Source organism: Methylobacterium sp. FW102-HT35C08 (assembly GCF_058790235.1).
Genome location: NZ_JBYTCL010000002.1, coordinates 1,701,331 through 1,718,793 on the forward strand (window position 1 = coordinate 1,701,331; position 17,463 = coordinate 1,718,793).

A 17,463-nucleotide genomic window follows, 5' to 3' on the forward strand; every position below is an offset into this window, starting at 1 on the left:
CCTCGTCCCGAGACGGGGCGAAGCCGCGACGGCGCTCAGCGCGCCTCGCTGACGCGCCGGGTCGCCCGCTGCTCCTTCTTGTAGGCGGTGATCGCCGCCGAGCAGCCGGGGGAGAGCTTCTTGAGATTGGCCTTGAAGCAGGCTTCGACCTCCGGTCCGCCCGGCGCGTAGGCGCTGCAGTAATCCATGTAGTCGCCGGTGCAGTATTGCTTGAGCGCCTCCCGGGCCGGGGATTGCTCCGCGAAGGCCGCGGCCGGGCCGAGGCACAGACCGATGGCCAACAGGGCCGTCTTGGTCGTAGTCATGGACATCCTTTACTCGTCCAAGCCGCGCGAGCGCGTCGCGCGGCAATGGGCGGGGCGGATGGACGCCAAGGATGGCGTCACCATGACACCCGGATGGCACGATTGCAGATCAGCCATGCCCAATATTGTGGGCCAAGCCGATCTGCCGGTCAGTGCGCGCCGACGCGGCGGGTCGGGACCAGGTCGTTGGCGATGATCTCGCCGAACGGGCCGTCGTTACGGGCATTGCCCACCGGCCGGCCCGTGGTCGGGCGCAGCGGCAGCTTCGGGAAGACCAGCTCGGCGAAGCGGTAGGCTTCCTCCAGATGCGGGTAGCCCGAGAGGATGAAGCGGTCGATCCCGAGGTCGATGTACTCCTTCATCCGGTCGGCGACCTGATCGGCCGAGCCGACGAGCGCCGTCCCGGCGCCGCCGCGGACGAGGCCGACGCCGGCCCAGAGGTTCGGCGCCACCACGAGCTTGTCGCGGCTGCCGCCATGGAGCGCCATCATGCGGCTCTGGCCGACGGAATCCTGCCGCTTCAGGGTCTCCTGCGCCTTGGCGATCGTGGCGTCGTCGAGCTTCGAGATCAGCTGCTCCGCCGCCTCCCAGGCGGCGGCCTCCGTCTCCCGGGCGATCACGTGCAGGCGGATGCCGTACGAGAAGGTCTTGCCCTTCGCCTCGGCAGCCTGCCGGGCGGCGGCGATCTTCTCGGCGACCTGGGCCGGGGGCTCGCCCCAGGTGAGATAGACGTCGCAATGCTCGGCCGCGACCTCCATCCCGGCCGGCGAGGAGCCGCCGAAATAGAGCGGCGGATAGGGCTTCTGCACCGGCGGGAAGATCACCCGGCCGTTCTCGGTGCGCAGGTGCTCGCCCTGGAAGGTCACGGTCTCGCCCGCGAGCAGGCCGCGCCAGATCGTCAGGAACTCGTCGGTGACCGCGTAGCGCGCGTCGTGGGACAGGAACACGCCGTCGCCGGCGAGCTCCACCGGGTCGCCGCCGGTGACGACGTTGATCAGGAGGCGCCCGTCCGAGATCCGGTCGAGGGTCGCGGTCATGCGCGCCGCCGCGGACGGCTCCATCAGGCCCGGCCGCACCGCCACGAGGAAGCGCAGGCGCTTGGTCAGCGGCGCCAGCGCCGAGGCGACGATCCAGGAATCCTCGCAGGAGCGTCCCGTGGGCAGCAGCACGCCGTAATAGCCGAGCTCGTCCGCGCCTTGCGCGATCTGACGGAGGTAGCTGAGCGAGACCTCCCGGGCTCCCTCCTGGGCGCCGAGATAGCGCCCGTCGCCGTGGGTCGGCAGGAACCAGAGGACGTCGGCGCGCCCGTCAGTCGGTGCGGTCATCGGAATCTCCATTGCGGCCGGGGCCGGATGCGGAAAAGCCGGATCCGACGTCTCGCATCCGGCGATCTCCAAGAGCTAGAGCAGGCTGCCGCTTCGGGGCAACGGCGGCCTGCTATCAGTCGCTCGGCTGCGTGCCGAGCAGGTGATCGAGGATGCGGCCCTCGAGGCGGGCGAGATCCGGGTCGCCGCGCCGGCGCGGGCGCGGCACGTCGACCCGCAGGTCGAGGGCGATCCGGCCTTCGTCGACCACGAGGATGCGGTCGGCCAGCGCCACCGCCTCGGCGACGTCGTGGGTGACGAGGAGCGCCGTGAATCCTTGCGCCTGCCAGATCCGCTCGATCAAGTCCTGCATGCCGATCCGGGTCAGAGCGTCGAGGGCGCCCAGCGGCTCGTCGAGGGCGAGCAGGCCCGGCCGGCTCACCAGCGCCCGTGCCAGCGCCACGCGCTGACGCTGGCCGCCCGACAGGGTGGCGGGCCACTGCCCGGCCTTGTCGGAGAGGCCGACCTCGGCCAGCGCGGCGAGCGCCCGCTCCCGGCGTTCGGCCCGGGAGCCGTGGCCGGACAGGCCGACCGCGACGTTGTCGACGACCCGCGCCCAGGGCAGCAGGCGCGGCTCCTGGAACATGATCCGCTTCGGCGGCTCGGACCGGCGCGGGCTGCTGCTGTCCGGCTTTTCGAGGTCGATGCGGCCGCCGGTCGGCGTGTCGAGGCCGAGGATCAGGCGCAGCAGGGTGCTCTTGCCGCAGCCGGAGCGTCCGACCACCGCGGTGAACCCCCCGGCCGGCAGGAACAGGTTCAGGCCCTCGATGACGGCGTTGCCGTCGAAGCTCTTGTGCAGGTCGCGGACGGTGACGGCGATCCCGCGGCCGGCGGGCTCCGCGAGGGGCCGCGCCGGCGCGGCGGCGGCCTGCCGGGGATCGGTGCCGAGGTCGGGAAGGGCCTCGCGGCGGACGGCGTCGAGCAGCATCAGGCGCTCCTGTAGGCGGGGTTCCAGGCGAGGCAGGCGCGCTCGAGCTGGCGGGTCAGGGCGTCGGCGAGCTTGCCGAGGGCGGCGTAGATCAGGATCGCCAGCACGACGACGTCGACCAGCATGAACTCGCGGGCCTGCATGGCCATGTAGCCGAGCCCCGAGGAGGCCGAGATCGTCTCGGCGACGATCAGCGTCAGCCACATGATGCCGAGCGCGTAGCGCAGGCCGACGAAGATCGACGGCAGGGCGCCGGGCAGCACCACCCGGGTGAACAGCTCCGTGCGGGACATGCCGTAGACCCGGCCCATCTCCACGAGGCCCGGATCCACCGAGCGGATGCCGTGCAGGGTGTTGGCGTAGATCGGGAAGAACACGCCGAGCGCGACCAGGAAGAGCTTGGCCTCCTCGCCGATGCCGAACCACAGGATCACCAGCGGGATCAGCGACAGGTGGGGCACGTTGCGCACCATCTGCACCGAGGTGTCGGTCAGCCGCTCCGACAGGCGCGACAGGCCGTTGGCGAGGCCGAGCGCGAAGCCGATGCCGCCGCCGACCACGAAGCCCGCCAGCGCTCGCAGGGTGCTGACCCCGAGATTGGTCCAGAGCTCGCCGGTCCGCCCGGCCTCCCAGCCGGCCCGGACCACGTCGAGGGGCGCCGGCATGAACCGGTTGGAGACCAGGCCGGCCGAGACCGCGGCCTGCCAGCCCAGCAGGATCACCGCCGGCACGAGCCAGGGCAGGGCCGTGTCGCGCAGACGCTCGAGCTTGGAGGGGCGCATCAACGGTTCTCCGTCCGCTTCTCGGACTTGGTGTCGTTCGTGGGCCCGGGCGGCGTCCACACGGCGTCGGCGACCCGGATCGGCCTCGGCAGGAGGCCAAGACCGTGGAAGGCGTCGGCCACCTTCTGCTGGTCGGCGATCGCCGTCGCGTCGAGGGGTGCGACGCCGTAGGACAGGCGCCCCAGCGCGACGCTGAGGACCGGCGCGGGAATGCCCACCGAGGGGGCGAGTTCCGCCGCCACCGCCTCGGCATGGCCCTCGGCCCAGGCATCGACCTCCCCGATCGCCTTGAGCACGGCCGAGACGATCTCGGGGCTCGCATCCGTGAAGCCGCGCCGGGACAGGTAGAACTGCCGGTTGGGGGCGAGCGCCTGACCGTTGACCCCTCGCCCGTCGACCCCCTGCCCGTCGATCAGGACCCGGGCCCCGGTGGCGCGCTCGGCGGCGGCCTGGAACGGGTCCCAGATCACCCAGGCGTCGACGGAGCCGCGCACGAAGGCGGCGTTGGCGTCGGCCGGCGCCAGGAAGGCGAGCTTCACGACGTCGTAGGGCACGCCGGCCTGCTCCAGGGCGCGCACCAGCAGGTAATGGACGTTCGAGCCCTTGTTGAGCGCGATGGTCTTGCCGCGCAGCTCGGCGACACTGCGGATCGGGCTGTCCTTGGGCACGAGGATCGCCTCGCCCCGTGGCGCCGGCGGCTCGGTGGCGACGTAGCGCAGCTCCGGGCTCGCGGCCTGGGCGAAGATCGGCGGCGCTTCGCCCGCCGAGCCGAAATCGATCGCCCCGGCATTCAGCGCCTCCAGCAGCGGCGGTCCGGACGGAAATTCCGACCACGCCACCGTCGTGCCCAACGGCTGGAGCGCCTTCTCCAGGGTGCCGCGACCCTTCAGCAGCACGAGGGAGCCGTATTTCTGGTAGCCGATCCGGATGCTTCCGGCCGCGCGGGCGGGGCGCAGCATCGCGGCCGCCGCGAGGCCGAGTCCGGCGGACAGAAGCAGCCGGCGGTTCGGCGCGAGTCCGGCGGGCGGCAGGGACAGGGTGCGGAGCGATCGGTCGGTCATGGATCTCGAGAGGCGTCAGCCGTTGCGGGCGGGGGGTGTCCAGACCGCGTCGGCGATGCGGATCGGCTTCGGGATCAGTTTGAGGGCGTGGAAGCGATCGGCGACCCGCTGCTGCTCGGCGGCGACGCGGTCGGTCATCGGGCCGATCACGTAGTCGGTCCGGTCCACCGCCCGCCGCGTCGCGGCCAGCGGCACGCCCGTGCCCTGTGACAGGAGGTCCGCCACCGCACCGCGGTGCTGCGTGCACCAGGCCGCCACCTCGCCGAGCGCGTCGATCACCGCGGTGAGCACCGGGGCGCGGGTCTCCGCGAAGGGCCGGCTCGCCAGGAAGAAGTTGTTCTGCGGGGTGATGTCGGTGGCGCGTGCCAGCACGCGCACCCCCTCCCCCTGCTCGGCGATGGCGAAATACGGGTCCCAGATTGTCCAGGCGTCGATGCTGCCCCGGGCGAAGGCGGCCGCGGCATCCGCGGGCGCCAGCGTCATCGGCTCGATGTCGGCGTAGCTCAGGCCGGCCTTCTCCAGCGCCGCGATGGTCAGGTTGTGGGAACTCGACGCCTTGGCGAAGGCGACGCGCTTGCCCTTCAGCGCGGCGAGGCTGCGGATCGTGGAATCCTTCGGCAGCAGGATCCCGGCACCGGACCCGCCGGCCTCCTGAGCGGCCGCGTAGACGAGGTTCGAGCGGGCGGCCTGCGCGAAGATCGGCGGCGCATCGCCGGTCTGGCCGAGATCGATGCCATCCAGCGACAGGGCTTCCAGCAGCGGTGGCCCGAAGGAGAACTCGACCCAGCGCACCGACTGCCCGAGGGGCTCCAGGCGCCGCTCAATGATTCCCTGCTGCTTGGCGACGACCAGGATGCCGTTCTTCTGGTAACCGATGCGCACCAAGCCGGACTCGGCCGCGACGGCGCGCCGGGCCGGAGCCGGTGCAAGGGGAAGGGCCGCGAGGGCGGCCAGCAGGGCGCGTCGGTCGAGCATCGGCCGCCTTACTCCGCTGCGGCAAGCGCGAGCGGGTCGGCACGATGGAGGAGCAGCGCGGCGAGCTGCCCGCCCGCCTCGGTGGCGCGGGCGCGCACGCCTCCCTCGGTGAGCACGCCCTCGCTGAAATCGGAATCGGAAGCGTAGACCGCCGTCGGGATCTGGAGCGCGCCGAAGAATCCGAAGAGCGGCCGGAAGGCGTGCTCGACCACGAGGGCGTGGCGCGGGCCACCGCCGGTGGCCACGATGGCTACGGGCTTGCCAGCGAGCGCTGCCGGGTCGACGAGGTCGAACAGGTGCTTGAACAGGCCGGTATAGGCGCCCTTGTAGACCGGGGAGCCGACCACGAGCCCGTCCGCCTCCTCGATCGCCGCGAGCACGCTGCGGGCGGCCGGCGCGAGCTGGTCGCGGCTCCAGGCGGCACCGAGACCCGGACCGGCATCGACGAAGTCGAGGATGCGGGCGTCGAGGGCGGCTTGGGCGCTCGCCTCGCGCAGCACCGCATCCACCAGGGTGCGTGTCTTGGACGGGCGCTGCAGGTTCGCGCTCAGCCCGACGAGTCTCGGTCGTGTCATTCTCGATGCCTTGCGGTGGAGCGGGATGGCGAATCGCTCCCGTCGGGAGGAGCGGAGGCTGCGCGATCGGACATCCAAACTAGCCACCAGAATTGATGGCCGGCGCGACCGACGTCAATGAAACGGCTTTCCGAATTCGTCCTTGAGAGAAAAACATTCTCCTCACGATCGCGGTTTTCGAGCCTTGTTTTATCCCGCAGGATTCGCGGATTGCGCGCGGTCGATCATGCCCGCCTGTCTGAGATCAGCCGCAGACGACGTTTTAGTCTCTTGAGCGAGCCATATCTGGGATAAATTACTCTCGAACTGCTCGCCGAATGGGACATTCTGCTGATCCGCGATGATGTGTGCGGTGCGGTCCGGCGCGCGCATCGGGTGCCGAGTCGAACGGGCTGCTTCAGGGCCGAGAACCCGGGCTGCCCGGCACGGTTGTCCGGGCTGAGCGGTCTCAAGGCCCCGTCCGGGCCCCGCTCTCATGCCGCCCGTGGCGCCGCCCGGAACCGGAGGACGGTGCCGACCGGGTGTCGACCCGGCGCGGGACCATTCCCGGGAAGGAACCTGATCCCGCCATGCCAGACCTGCTGCGTCCTGCCGGGCCGTCCGATCCGGTTCCGCATGTCGATCCGCCGCAAGCGCAGGATCCCCGCTTCGCTGCCGTGATGCCGCCTGCGGCCCGGCTCGTCGCGCTCTACGATCAGGCGGTGTTCTGCGAGGGGCCGGTCTGGTGGCCGGCCCGCGGGATCCTGGCCTGGTCGGATATCGAGGGGCGGCGGGTTCTCGGCTGGCATCCGGATGGGCGGGTCGAGGTGGTGATCGACGCGACGCCGTTCATCAACGGCAACACGGTCGACCGCGACGGCCATCTCGTCCATTGCGAGCACGGCAACCGCCGCCTCTCCCGCACGCGACCGGACGGGCACTACGAGGTGCTGGTGGAGTCCTACCGGGGCAACCGCTTCAACTCCCCCAACGACGTGGTCTGCGCCGCGGATGGGGCCCTGTGGTTCAGCGACCCGGCCTACGGGCTCAACACGCCGCGGCAGGGCCGCCTCGCCGAGTCCGATCTCGGCCATCACAGCGTCTACCGCTTCGATCCGGCCAGCGCCGCCCTGACGCGCGTCGCCGAACTCGGACAGCCCAACGGCCTCGCCTTCGCGCCCGACGGGCGCACGCTCTACGTCACCGACACGTCCCGCACGGCGGGGGGCGACGGGCACACGATCTACGCCTACCCGGTGGCGGCCGATCAGACGCTGGGCGAGCGGCGCGTCGTCGCCGCGGTCGAGCCCGGCGTTCCGGACGGGCTGTGCGTCGACCACCGCGGCTGGATCTGGACGAGTTCCGAGGCCGGCATTCAGGTCCTCTCGGCGGACGGCCACCGGCTCGGGCTGATCCCGACCCCGCAGGTCTGCTCGAATTGCTGCTTCGGTCCGGGCGAGGCGCGCCTGTTCATCACGTCCAAGGCGCATCTCTACGCGATCGACGTGGCCGCCGGGCCAGGCTGAGCGCGCCCAGCGCGGCGTCGCGCACGAAAAAGGGCCAGCCGCGATGGCTGGCCCCGATCATTCGCCGCGGCGGCGGATTTACTCGGCCGCACTCATCTCGGCCGTGAAGTGGCCGCACCAGTCGCTTGACGAGACCACCGGCCACAGGCCCTTGGATTCCGGCTCCGGCTGGCTGACCGGCGGGTTGAACCGGCACAGGCCGGCATCGCCCAGGGCGGCGGCGCCATTGCCCTTGTGCTCGTCGAAGAACTTGCAGCTCTCGCAATGCGCGTTGGCCATGTCGCGGGTCTCCTGATCGGATCGGCGTCGTGCCGTTCTCTCTTGCGAATTAGAACAGCTATAATCTAGGAGTCAATGCGGACCCGGTCCGGAGGTTCCGGCGGATGGCGCACCATCCCGGGTATCGGCCCCTCCCCGGCCGGGCGCCCGACGGCGCCGGCTCGTCCGGGCGCTGAGGTGGGCCTGAAAACGGAGCGACCGCGCAGACGATCCGCGCGGCCGGTCTCGATCGGCTCTCTGCGTCGCGGGCCGGCACGCGACGGTCGGGAGCCGGCGTCAGTTGCTGCCCGGCCCCTTGGCGAGGCCTGCCAGGGTGAACAGGTCCACCGACAGCTTCGCGCCGACCACGACGGCATCGGGGATCGCCCGCGGCCGGAAGGCGAATTTCTCCTGCGGCTGCGGGTTGATGACGTATTGCAGGTTCGGCATCAGGCGCACCGCCGGGGTGAGCTGGATACCGTAGCTCAGCTCCAGGATGGTCTGCATGGCGGCGATGCTGCGGTTGTCGAGGCCGAGCGACGCGCGCGCAGCCCGGTAATTGGCGAGGCCGAGCGGGGAGAAATGCTCCAGCGCGAAGCCGACGCCCAGAGTGTCGTAGGGACGGCCCGGGAAGGTACCGGTGAGGACGGCGCCGCCGTTCAGGAAGTAATCCTCATACTGGCGGCCGCCCGTTCCGGCGAGGAACGCACCGAACAGGGTCAGGCCCTGGACGGCGGTCGGATCCGGTCGCCAGACCATCTGGTCGAACCGGGCGTAGATCGCCGACCGGCCGAACCGGGTCAGCTCGTTCAGGCCGCTGAGCAGGTAAGAGCCGCGGCGGACGTCCTGCACCGGATCCTTGTAGTCCGACTGGTCGATGATGGCGCCGATGCCGTAGTTGCGCGGCAGCGAATCGTTGCCGAAATTGGTCGAGTAGCCGACCTCCACCGGCACCACGACGCCGGTGGCGCCCCGGGTCGACCAGTCGATGCCGTTCTGGTCGTCCTGCTGATCGCGCGGGTTCACCTCGTAGACGCCGGCATGCACGAATACCCTATCGGTGACCCAGGCCTTGCCGTGGGCGCCCCAGGTGGCGATCGGCCACCATGTCAGGTTCGTCATCTTGAACACCCCCTTCGGAGCGCCGCAGATGCCGTTGTTCTGGAAGTTGCAGTAGAACGGCGAGGCCAGGAAGTTCGGGTTGGCCAGGAGGCGGCCGACCTCGACGTCGAGGCGGTTGTCGAACAGCTTCTGCTCGTAGGACAGCGACGAGAGATGCGCGGTCTGGCCGCCGCCGTAGATCTCCTGCACGCTGGTGGTGTTGCCGATGAAGTCGTTCGACAGGCTACGCCCGTGGCGCTCCGTCACGATGGCGTGGACCGCGCCGCCGTCGATCCCGGCGAGTCGGCCGAGATCGGCGTCGAGGCCGAAGAACACCTGGCCGGCATAATCCGAGCCCTGGCGGATCCCGCCCTTCGGGTTGGCGGCGAACTCGCCCGTGTAGTTCAGGACCATGGTGATCCCGTTGCCGAGGTCGAGCGTGCCGGGCGGCAGGCTGGGCGGGGCCGCGGTGCTGCCCTGCGCGATGCTCGAGGCCGCCGCGCTGCTGGCACCCGCGAAGCTCCGGGCCTCACGGATGGTCCGGCGCCGGGCACGGTTCGCGCGGTACTGGGCCTTCTGCGCGCGGCTCGCCTTCGGGCCCGGCCGCACCAGAGCCGGTGCCCCGTCGAGGGCGGGATCCGCCTGTTGTGCCTCGGCCGGCCCTAGGCCCGCCGAGACCGTGGCGGCGCACAAGGCGAGCGCCGCCCATCGCGTGGTCTTCCTCATGATTGACTCCCCCAGTGACGCGCGGCCCTGATCGGCTCTGTCGCGTTCGTGTTCCGCTCGGACCCGTGCCGGTCAGTCCGTGAAGGCCTCCACGAGTCGGCGCTCGCCGCGCAGGAAGGCGTCGGCGACATGGGTGAGCGGATTCAGGTCGACGTCGCTGGCGCCGGAGCGGACCAAGGCGGCGAAACGGTCGTAGAGGCCGCGGTACTCGGCCTCGGGCGGCAGAGGCTGGTCCCGGCCGTCGATCGTGAGGACCGCGCCGCCCCGCGACAGCACCAGGAAGCCGTCCTCGGTCTCGACCCGGATGTCCCAGGTCTGCGGGCCGGTCTGGCGCCAGTCGAACACCGCCCGGATCGGGCTGCCGGCGGCGTCCGTGAAGCGCAGATCGGCGGCGATCGGCGCCTGCCGGTTCTCCGGCACCGACAGGGTCGCGCCGGTCAGGAAGAAGGGCGGCAGGATGTGGGTCGCGATCGACAGGGCGTTGATCCCCGGATCGAACACGCCCATCCCGCCGGCTTCCCAGATCCAGTCCTGGCCCGGGTGCCAGTGGCGGACATCCTCCATCCAGGCGATCGACACCGCGCGGATCCGGCGCCCCGCCAGCCAGCGCCGCGCGGGCTCGACGCCGGACGCGTACCGGGAGTGCCAGCTCGCGAAGAGGCTCACGCCCCGCGCCCGCGCCGCCGCCGCGAGAAGGCCGATCTCGGCCAGGCTCGCCCCCGGGGGCTTCTCTAGGAAGACGTGGAGCCCCGCCTCGATCGCCGCCAGGGCGGCCTCGAACCGCGCCTGCGGCGGCTGACACAGGGCCACCGCCTCGAGACCGTGCCCGGCTGCGAGCATCTCGGGCAGGGTCCGGTAGTTCGGCACCCCGTCATGCGTGCCCTGGCGGCTCGCCACCGCCGCCAGGGTGTAGTCCGGCGAGGCGCCGATCACCGGCAGGTGCTGGTCGCGGGCGATCTTGCCGACGCCTACCAGCCCGATGCGGATCGGGTTCGCCATCTCACCGCACCGTCACGGCTGGATCGGCCGCCGGGGCGACCGCCAGGGCATTGCGCAGGGGCAGCGCGAACGGGGCGGTTTCGATCTCGAACACGTCGCCGGGCCGGGCGGTGACGCCGTCGCTGAACGACAGGGTGGCGGTCCCGAAGAAGTGGACATGCACGTCGCCGGGCCGGCGGAACGGTGCGTATTTGAAGTGGTGCCGCTCCAGATTCGCGATCGTGTGGGACATGTTCGCCTCCCCCGAGAGGAACGGCTTCTCCCAGAGCACGGTGCCGCCGCGCAGGATGCGGCTCACGCCGCGCACGTCCGGCGGCAGGGTGCCGAGCCACAGCTCCGGGCCGAGCGCGGCCGGGCGGAGCTTCGAATGCGCGAGCCACAGGTAGTTGCCGCGCTCCGTGACGTGGTCGGAGAACTCGTTGGCGAGGGCGAAGCCGAGACGAACCGGCGTGCCGTCGGCGGCGATCAGGTAGATCCCGGCGATCTCCGGCTCCTCGCCGCCGTCGAGGGCGAAGGCCGGCGAGACCAGCGGCTCGCCGGAGGCGACCAGGCAGGAGCCGTCGCCCTTGTAGAACCATTCGGGCTGGACGCCCGTCTCTCCCGGCGCCGGCTTGCCGCCCTCGACGCCCATCCGGAACATGCGCATCGAGTCGGTCGGCGCCGGATCGGCCGCCGCGGCGCGGTGCATCTTGTCCCGGCCCTCCGCGGAGCCGAGATGCGTCAGGCCGGTGCCGCTGAGCAGCAGGTGCGCGGGATCCGCGTGGTCGATCGGCGGGAGCAGGTGCACGGCGTCGAGATCGACGGCCTCGCCCAGCCCGGCCCGGACCGCCGTCGCGGCCAGATCATCCCCGGCCGCGAGGGCCTTTCGCGCCAGCGCGAGGACGCTGTCGACGCCCAGAACCTGCCGGACCCGACCGTCGGCCAGCAGCGCGACGCCCCGCGTCCCGTCAGCGCGACGGAATTGTAGGAGTGATCGTCCCATGTTGCGTTCCTCCCAAGAGCGGCCGCGCTGGGCGGCTCCGAAGACGCGCCTTCTGCGGGCGCGATGGCCTGGTCAGCGTCCAGGCGGCGGGTTGACGATGCCGTCGATCCGGCGGGCGAGGCGCCAGGGATTACCCGGGCGGAGGGGCGCCGGCAGGAGCGCGTCGGGCAGGTCCTGGTAGCAGACCGGGCGCAGGAACCGCTCGATCGCCAGGGTGCCGACCGAGGTGCTGCGGCTGTCCGAGGTCGCCGGGAACGGGCCGCCATGCACCATCGCGGGGGCGACCTCCACGCCGGTGGGCCAGCCATTGGCGAGGATGCGGCCGGCCTTGCGCGCCAGCAGCGGCACCAGCCTGGCGGCGAGATGCTCGTCCGCGCGGTCGAGGTGCAGCGTCGCTGTGAGCTGCCCCCCGAGAGCCTCGATGACCCGGATGAGCTCCGTCATGTCGGCGGCCGCCACCAGGATCGCCGCGGGTCCGAACATCTCGTCGGCGAGCGCCGGCTCCGCGAGGAAGGTGCGCGCGTCCGTGCGCAGCAGGGCGGCTGGGGCGCCGCCCGGTCCGGCCGAGCCTCCGCGCGCCGCGACGGTCACGCCCGGGCGGGCCGCCATCGCGGCGACCGCGTGCTGGAAGCGGTCGCGGATGCCGGCGGTCAGCATCGTGTGCGGCACGCTCGCCCGGATCGCCGCTCCGGCCGCCTCCGCGAAGGCGTCGAGTTCGGGACCCGCGATCCCGATCAGCAGGCCCGGATTGGTGCAGAACTGGCCGGCGCCGAGCGTCAGCGACTGGACGAAGCCGGCCGCGAGGGCGGTCCCTCGGTCCCGCAGGGCGCCGGGCAGGAGCAGGACGGGATTGACCGCGCTCATCTCGGCATAGACCGGGATCGGCTCGGGACGGCCGGCCGCCACCCGCATCAGCGCGAGCCCGCCCCCGCGCGACCCGGTGAAGCCCACGGCCTTGATCCGGGGGTCGGCGACCAGCGCGGCGCCGAGGGCATCCGATGGTCCCGGAAGGTAGGAGAATACGCCCGCGTGCAGGCCCGCGGCGGCCAGAGCCGCGCGCAGGGCCCGCGCTACCAGCTCCCCGGTTCCGGGATGGGCGGGGTGACCTTTCACCACGACCGGGCAGCCGGCCGCCAGGGCCGAGGCGGTGTCGCCGCCCGCCACCGAGAAGGCGAGCGGGAAGTTGCTCGCTCCGAACACCGCCACCGGCCCGATCGCGACATGGCGCCGGCGCAGGTCCGGCCGCGGCAGCGGATGTCGCTCCGGCTGTGCCGGATCGATCGTCGCCCGCACCCATGCGCCCGACCGGACAAGATCCGCGAATAGGCGGAGCTGGCCGACCGTGCGGGCCCGCTCGCCCTCCAGGCGCGCGCGGGGCAGCCCGGTCTCGGCCATCGCCCGTTCGATGAGGAACGGGCCGAGATCGGCGATGCCCGCCGCCGCGGCTTCCAAGACCTGTGCGCGCGTCTCGGGATCGGTCTCCGAGAAGCTGGGGAACGCCGCGTCAGCGAGGGCGCAGGCCGCCTCGACCTCCCGTATTCCGGCCACCGCGAATCGCGGTTCCAGCGCCGCCCCGGTCGCCGGATCGAACGCCTGGAAGGTCTCCCCGGTCGTCACCTCCGCGGCGCCGATCAGGGCGCTGCCCCGGATCGCTCCGGGCTCTGCAGCTTGTTTACTCATACAATTAAACTAGGTCAGTTTGCTCTGCGCCGCAAGCGCCGCGACCTGCCCGCCCAGGGGGTGTCGCCGCTTGCGCTCCTACAACTTCCAAGTACGATCGCGGCGATCCTGCCCCGGACCGGTGGCTCGGACCGGAGGTGACGTGGTGAGGCAGGGTCGCGGTCTGGAGGATATCAAGCTTCCGCTTGCCTCAGGCTCGCGGCGCATCCACGGATCGGTCGCCCGGGACCTGGGCGTCGCGATCCTGGGCGGCCGCTACGCGCCCGGCGACGTGCTGCCGGGCGAGATCGAGTTCTCGGAACAGCTGAACGTGTCGCGCACCGCGTATCGCGAGGCGATTCGCATCCTGAGCGCCAAAGGTCTCGTCGAGAGCCGGCCGCGCACCGGGACGCGGGTCAGCCAGCGGAGCCGGTGGAACCTGCTCGACCCGGATATCCTGGCCTGGGCCTTCGAGGCGGAGCCGAGCGAGGCCTTCATCCGAGACCTGTTCGAGCTGCGGATGATCGTCGAGCCGGCCGCGGCCGCGCTGGCCGCTGAGCGGCGCTCGAGCCTCGACGTCGCCCGGATGGGCCACGCCCTCGAGGAGATGGGCCGCCACGGCCTCGCCACCGAAGCCGGGCGGGCCGCCGACCAAGCCTTTCACGACCTGATCCTGGAGGCCGCCCGCAATGGCCCCCTGATGGCCCTGTCGAGCTCCATCGCGGCGGCGGTCACCTGGACGACGATCTTCAAGTATCGGCGCCAGGTCCTACCGCGGGACCCGATGCCCGATCACCGGGCCCTCTACGAGGCGATCGTGTCGGGCGACCCGGCCGCCGCCCGCGCGACGATGACCGAGCTGATCCGCCTCGCCCTCTCCGACACCGAGATGGCGCTGCGGCCCTGAGGGGCCGGGTTTCGGCGGGCTTGCCCTGCGGCGGGTGATCAGGACGGAGCCCGGATGCGTCCGGCGGGTGAATCCGGGCAGCAGGCTCCGCCCCGAACCCGCGAAGGTCCCGAACCCTTCCAAGTGTTCGACCCAGCGCGTGCCGCGACCGGCGCCGCCAGGTTCCTGCGGGCGGTGGTTCCGTCACCACCCGGTCATTCCGGGGCCGCGTAGCGGAGCCCGGAACCCAGAATCGCAGGTCGAGCCGGGATCTGCGCTGTTGGCGGCTCTGGATTCCGGGCTCGCCTGCGGCGCCCCGGAATGCTGGGGCGGAAATCGAACCCGCAGGGTGATCCAGAACCCAGCCGGGTCCGGGATCGCCGCGTCTCAGTGGTTGTCGCGCGGCAGGCCGCTGGTCTGGGCGATCCGCTGAAAGCGCTCGGCGCCCTCCAGGATCGCGCCGGTATGCATCTGCCCGACGGCGGCGCGCTGCATCGCCTGCCAGGGGGTCTGCGAGGCCGGATAAGCGTAGCCGCCGGCCTCCTCCAGGGCGCGGCGGCGGCGGGCGATCTCGTCGGCATCGACCAGCATGTCGGCGGTGCCGCGGCGCAGATCGACCCGCACGCGGTCGCCGGTGCGCAGCAGGGCGAGGCCGCCGCCCGCCGCCGCCTCCGGCGAGGCGTTGAGGATTGACGGCGAGGCCGAGGTGCCGGACTGGCGCCCGTCGCCGAGGCACGGCAGCGCGTGTACGCCGGCCCGGATCAGCTGCGCGGGCGGGCGCATGTTCACCACCTCGGCCGCTCCGGGATAGCCCACCGGCCCGGCCCCACGCATCACCAGGAGGGTCTCCTCGGTGATCCCGAGGCCCGGATCGTCGATCCGGGCGTGGTAATCCTCCGGCCCGTCGAACACCACGACGGGGCCCTCGAACGCATCGGGATCCTCGGGGTTCGAGAGGTAGCGGGCGCGGAATTCCGGGCCGATCACGCTGGTCTTCATCACCGCGGCCTCGAACAGGTTGCCGCGCAGGACCAGGAACCCGGCCGCCTCCTTGAGGGGCCGGTCGATCGGCCGGATCACGTCCTCGTCCTCGATCACGGCGCCGCGGCAATTCTCGCCGATGGAGCGCCCGTTCACCGTGCGCGCGTTCTCGCGGATCAGCCCGCGGCTCATCAGCTGCGCCACGACGGCCGGGAGGCTGCCGGCGCGGTAGTAATCCTCGCCGAGATAGGCGCCGGCCGGCTGCAGGTTCACCAGGAGCGGCACGTCGAGCCCGTAGGTCTGCCAGTCGGCGATATCGAGCTCGACCCCCATGTGCCGGGCGAGTGCCGCGAGATGGATCGGCGCGTTGGTCGAGCCGCCGATCGCCGAGTTGACCACGATGGCGTTGAGGAACGCGTCACGGGTGAGGATGTCCGAGGGTTTCAGATCCTCCGCCACCATGGCGACGATGCGCTTGCCGGTCTCGTAGGCGACCTCCTGCCGGTCGCGGTAAGGCGCCGGGATCGCCGCCGAGCCGGGCAGCATCATGCCGAGCGCCTCGGCCAGGGTGTTCATCGTGGTGGCGGTCCCCATCGTGTTGCAGAAGCCGGTCGAGGGGGCCGATGAGGTCACGAGCTTGATGAAGCCGTCCTGGTCGATCTCGCCCGCCGCCAGCATCTCGCGGGCCTTCCAGACGATCGTGCCGGAGCCCGTGCGCTGGCCCTTGAACCAGCCGTTGAGCATCGGCCCCACCGAGAGAGCGATGGCCGGGATGTTCACGGTGGCGGCCGCCATCAGGCAGGCCGGGGTGGTCTTGTCGCAGCCCGTCGTCAGCACCACCCCGTCGAGCGGGTAGCCGTAGAGCAACTCCACGAGACCGAGATAGGCGAGGTTGCGGTCGAGGCCGGCGGTCGGCCGCTTGCCGGTCTCCTGGATCGGGTGGACGGGGAATTCGAGGGCGATTCCGCCCGCCTCGCGGATGCCCTCGCGGATCCGCTCCGCGAGGACGAGGTGGTGGCGATTGCACGGGGACAGGTCCGAGCCGGTCTGGGCGATGCCGATGATCGGCTTGCCCGAGCGCAGCTCCTCCAGGCTGAGGCCGAAGTTCAGGTAGCGCTCCAGGTAGAGCGCCGTCATGTCGATATTGTCGGGGTTATCGAACCAGGCGCGCGAGCGCAGGGGCCGTGCAATCGGTCGGTCGGTCATTTGTGGGTCCGGTGGGCGGGGCTGGTCGAGAAGCGGTAGGTGATGACGTTCCGGTAGGTCTTGCCGGGATCCAGCCGGGCCGAGCCGAAGGCCGGCTGGTTCGGCGTGTCGGGGAACAGCTCCGGCTCCAGCGCCAGGGCGTCCGACTGCCGGTAGACGAGGCCGGATTTACCCATCACGGTCGCGTTGAGGAAGTTGCCGGCGTAGAACTGCACGCCCGGCTGGTTGCTCGAGACGTCGAGAACGCGGCCCGAATCCGGATCCTCGACCCGCGCGACGAGGTGCGGCTCGGCCGTGGGCGCGTCCGTCACGACCCAGTTGTGGTCGTAGCCGCGCCCGCGCACGATCTGGACGTCCCGCCCATCGCGGATGCGCGCGCCGATCACCGTGGGCGTACGGAAATCGAAGGGCGTGCCCGCCACCGGCAGGTGCTCGCCGGTCGGGATCAGGGTGGCGTCGACCGGCGTGAAGCGCTCGGCCGGGATGGTCAGGACATTGTTCAGAATCGAGCGGCCCGACCCCTCGCCCGCGAGGTTGAAGAAGCTGTGGTTGGTCAGGTTGACGATCGTCGGCTTGTCGGTCGTGGCCTCGTAGGTCACCGAGAGGGTATCGCTCGCCTCCAGTGTGTAGGTGGCGGTCGCCGTCAGCGTGCCGGGATAGCCCTCCTCGCCGTCCGGGCTGACGTAGCGCAGGGTCACCGACGGGGCCGCGCCGCCCTTGACCGCGGTGATCGTCCAGAGCCGCTTGTCGAAGCCCGCGCTGCCGCCGTGCAGGGCGTTGGGTCCGTCGTTGGTGGCCAGCGCGTAGGTCTGGCCGTCGAGGGTGAAGCGCCCGGCGCGGATCCGGTTGGCGTAGCGCCCGACGCTCACGCCGAAATAGCTGCCCTTGTTCAGGTAGCTGGCGAGGTCGCTGTAGCCGAGCACGACGTCGGCCGCCTTGCCGGTCCGGTCCGGCACCTCGAGCACCCGCAGCAATGCCCCCCAGGACAGGATGCGCGCGGTGACGCCCTTGCCGTTGGTCAGGGTCACCTCTTCGACGGTGCGACCGTCCGGCAGGGTGCCGAACACTGTCCGGGCCGGCTCGGCCGCCTGGGCCAGAGCCGGAAGTCCCGCGCAGGCGCAGAGCACCACCGTTCCCAAGCCACGCATGGATCCCCCCTGTGTCGTGCTC

16 protein-coding genes are annotated in these 17,463 nt (G+C 71.5%); 2 read left to right on the forward strand and 14 right to left on the reverse strand.

The annotated features are described in order from the left end of the window. Nucleotides 1-35 precede the first annotated feature (35 nt). The 7 genes from AC3WSN_RS08130 to msuE all read right to left on the reverse strand — a co-directional run bounded on the left by AC3WSN_RS08130 (nt 36) and on the right by msuE (nt 5,990). Nucleotides 36-305, reverse strand: a complete 270-nt coding sequence (locus AC3WSN_RS08130) for a hypothetical protein (protein WP_192709230.1) — start codon at nt 303-305, stop codon at nt 36-38. A gap of 149 nt (nt 306-454) precedes the next feature. Beyond that, entirely contained in the window at nt 455-1,630 is a 1,176-nt protein-coding gene (gene ssuD, locus AC3WSN_RS08135) for an FMNH2-dependent alkanesulfonate monooxygenase (RefSeq protein WP_238195766.1), read from the reverse strand. Between the two features lie 115 nt (nt 1,631-1,745). After that, nucleotides 1,746-2,597, reverse strand: coding sequence for an ATP-binding cassette domain-containing protein (locus AC3WSN_RS08140; RefSeq protein ID WP_492537186.1), 852 nt, complete (start codon nt 2,595-2,597; stop codon nt 1,746-1,748). Next, the gene (gene ssuC, locus AC3WSN_RS08145) at nt 2,597-3,379 is read right to left on the reverse strand and encodes an aliphatic sulfonate ABC transporter permease SsuC (protein WP_192709227.1); all 783 of its coding nucleotides are present in this window, start codon (nt 3,377-3,379) and stop codon (nt 2,597-2,599) included. Before ssuC ends, AC3WSN_RS08140 begins: the two co-directional genes overlap by 1 nt. Then, complete coding sequence (locus tag AC3WSN_RS08150) at nt 3,379-4,440, reverse strand: sulfonate ABC transporter substrate-binding protein (RefSeq protein ID WP_492537188.1); 1,062 nt, start codon at nt 4,438-4,440, stop codon at nt 3,379-3,381. Before AC3WSN_RS08150 ends, ssuC begins: the two co-directional genes overlap by 1 nt. Before the next feature lie 15 nt (nt 4,441-4,455). Next, nucleotides 4,456-5,415: an aliphatic sulfonate ABC transporter substrate-binding protein gene (locus AC3WSN_RS08155; RefSeq protein ID WP_492537190.1), complete on the reverse strand. Its 960-nt coding sequence runs from the start codon at nt 5,413-5,415 to the stop codon at nt 4,456-4,458. 8 nt (nt 5,416-5,423) lie between these two features. After that, on the reverse strand, nt 5,424-5,990 hold the full coding sequence (msuE, locus tag AC3WSN_RS08160) for an FMN reductase (RefSeq protein WP_492537192.1): 567 nt from the start codon (nt 5,988-5,990) through the stop codon (nt 5,424-5,426). Between the two features lie 569 nt (nt 5,991-6,559). Between msuE and AC3WSN_RS08165 the strand changes: the two genes are divergently transcribed. Continuing rightward, entirely contained in the window at nt 6,560-7,495 is a 936-nt protein-coding gene (locus AC3WSN_RS08165) for an SMP-30/gluconolactonase/LRE family protein (RefSeq protein ID WP_492537194.1), read from the forward strand. A 78-nt stretch (nt 7,496-7,573) separates the two neighbouring features. On the opposite strand, the gene AC3WSN_RS08170 is transcribed toward AC3WSN_RS08165, so the two are convergent. The 5 genes from AC3WSN_RS08170 to AC3WSN_RS08190 all read right to left on the reverse strand — a co-directional run bounded on the left by AC3WSN_RS08170 (nt 7,574) and on the right by AC3WSN_RS08190 (nt 13,241). Continuing rightward, nucleotides 7,574-7,774 carry a hypothetical protein gene (locus AC3WSN_RS08170; RefSeq protein ID WP_492537196.1) on the reverse strand — a complete coding sequence of 67 codons (201 nt, stop codon included), beginning with the start codon at nt 7,772-7,774 and terminating at the stop codon, nt 7,574-7,576. Between the two features lie 276 nt (nt 7,775-8,050). After that, the gene (locus AC3WSN_RS08175; RefSeq protein ID WP_492537198.1) at nt 8,051-9,580 is read right to left on the reverse strand and encodes a carbohydrate porin; all 1,530 of its coding nucleotides are present in this window, start codon (nt 9,578-9,580) and stop codon (nt 8,051-8,053) included. A 72-nt stretch (nt 9,581-9,652) separates the two neighbouring features. Further along, the gene (locus AC3WSN_RS08180) at nt 9,653-10,579 is read right to left on the reverse strand and encodes a Gfo/Idh/MocA family protein (protein ID WP_492537200.1); all 927 of its coding nucleotides are present in this window, start codon (nt 10,577-10,579) and stop codon (nt 9,653-9,655) included. A 1-nt stretch (nt 10,580) separates the two neighbouring features. Beyond that, the gene (araD1, locus tag AC3WSN_RS08185) at nt 10,581-11,561 is read right to left on the reverse strand and encodes an AraD1 family protein (RefSeq protein WP_492537202.1); all 981 of its coding nucleotides are present in this window, start codon (nt 11,559-11,561) and stop codon (nt 10,581-10,583) included. Between the two features lie 72 nt (nt 11,562-11,633). Beyond that, on the reverse strand, nt 11,634-13,241 hold the full coding sequence (locus AC3WSN_RS08190; protein ID WP_492537204.1) for an aldehyde dehydrogenase (NADP(+)): 1,608 nt from the start codon (nt 13,239-13,241) through the stop codon (nt 11,634-11,636). Between the two features lie 145 nt (nt 13,242-13,386). Between AC3WSN_RS08190 and AC3WSN_RS08195 the strand changes: the two genes are divergently transcribed. Further along, a complete protein-coding gene (locus tag AC3WSN_RS08195) occupies nt 13,387-14,127 on the forward strand; it encodes a FadR/GntR family transcriptional regulator (RefSeq protein ID WP_192709217.1) in 741 nt (246 codons plus the stop codon). Nucleotides 14,128-14,493: 366 nt separating this feature from the next. Here the strand turns inward: AC3WSN_RS08195 and AC3WSN_RS08200 are convergent, their stop codons facing one another. Further along, entirely contained in the window at nt 14,494-16,293 is a 1,800-nt protein-coding gene (locus tag AC3WSN_RS08200; protein ID WP_492537206.1) for an IlvD/Edd family dehydratase, read from the reverse strand. Continuing rightward, complete coding sequence (locus AC3WSN_RS08205; RefSeq protein WP_492537208.1) at nt 16,290-17,441, reverse strand: aldose epimerase family protein; 1,152 nt, start codon at nt 17,439-17,441, stop codon at nt 16,290-16,292. The genes AC3WSN_RS08200 and AC3WSN_RS08205 overlap by 4 nt, the downstream gene beginning before the upstream one ends. Between the last annotated feature and the right edge of the window lie 22 nt (nt 17,442-17,463).

Bases quoted from the DNA above. Each gene is read 5' to 3' on its own strand.
- AC3WSN_RS08130 (WP_192709230.1), bottom strand. From the start codon at position 305: ATGACTACGACCAAGACGGCCCTGTTGGCCATCGGTCTGTGCCTCGGC.
- ssuD (WP_238195766.1), bottom strand. From the start codon at position 1,630: ATGACCGCACCGACTGACGGGCGCGCCGACGTCCTCTGGTTCCTGCCG.
- AC3WSN_RS08140 (WP_492537186.1), bottom strand. From the start codon at position 2,597: ATGCTGCTCGACGCCGTCCGCCGCGAGGCCCTTCCCGACCTCGGCACC.
- ssuC (WP_192709227.1), bottom strand. From the start codon at position 3,379: ATGCGCCCCTCCAAGCTCGAGCGTCTGCGCGACACGGCCCTGCCCTGG.
- AC3WSN_RS08150 (WP_492537188.1), bottom strand. From the start codon at position 4,440: ATGACCGACCGATCGCTCCGCACCCTGTCCCTGCCGCCCGCCGGACTC.
- AC3WSN_RS08155 (WP_492537190.1), bottom strand. From the start codon at position 5,415: ATGCTCGACCGACGCGCCCTGCTGGCCGCCCTCGCGGCCCTTCCCCTT.
- msuE (WP_492537192.1), bottom strand. From the start codon at position 5,990: ATGACACGACCGAGACTCGTCGGGCTGAGCGCGAACCTGCAGCGCCCG.
- AC3WSN_RS08165 (WP_492537194.1), top strand. From the start codon at position 6,560: ATGCCAGACCTGCTGCGTCCTGCCGGGCCGTCCGATCCGGTTCCGCAT.
- AC3WSN_RS08170 (WP_492537196.1), bottom strand. From the start codon at position 7,774: ATGGCCAACGCGCATTGCGAGAGCTGCAAGTTCTTCGACGAGCACAAG.
- AC3WSN_RS08175 (WP_492537198.1), bottom strand. From the start codon at position 9,580: ATGAGGAAGACCACGCGATGGGCGGCGCTCGCCTTGTGCGCCGCCACG.
- AC3WSN_RS08180 (WP_492537200.1), bottom strand. From the start codon at position 10,579: ATGGCGAACCCGATCCGCATCGGGCTGGTAGGCGTCGGCAAGATCGCC.
- araD1 (WP_492537202.1), bottom strand. From the start codon at position 11,561: ATGGGACGATCACTCCTACAATTCCGTCGCGCTGACGGGACGCGGGGC.
- AC3WSN_RS08190 (WP_492537204.1), bottom strand. From the start codon at position 13,241: ATGAGTAAACAAGCTGCAGAGCCCGGAGCGATCCGGGGCAGCGCCCTG.
- AC3WSN_RS08200 (WP_492537206.1), bottom strand. From the start codon at position 16,293: ATGACCGACCGACCGATTGCACGGCCCCTGCGCTCGCGCGCCTGGTTC.
- AC3WSN_RS08205 (WP_492537208.1), bottom strand. From the start codon at position 17,441: ATGCGTGGCTTGGGAACGGTGGTGCTCTGCGCCTGCGCGGGACTTCCG.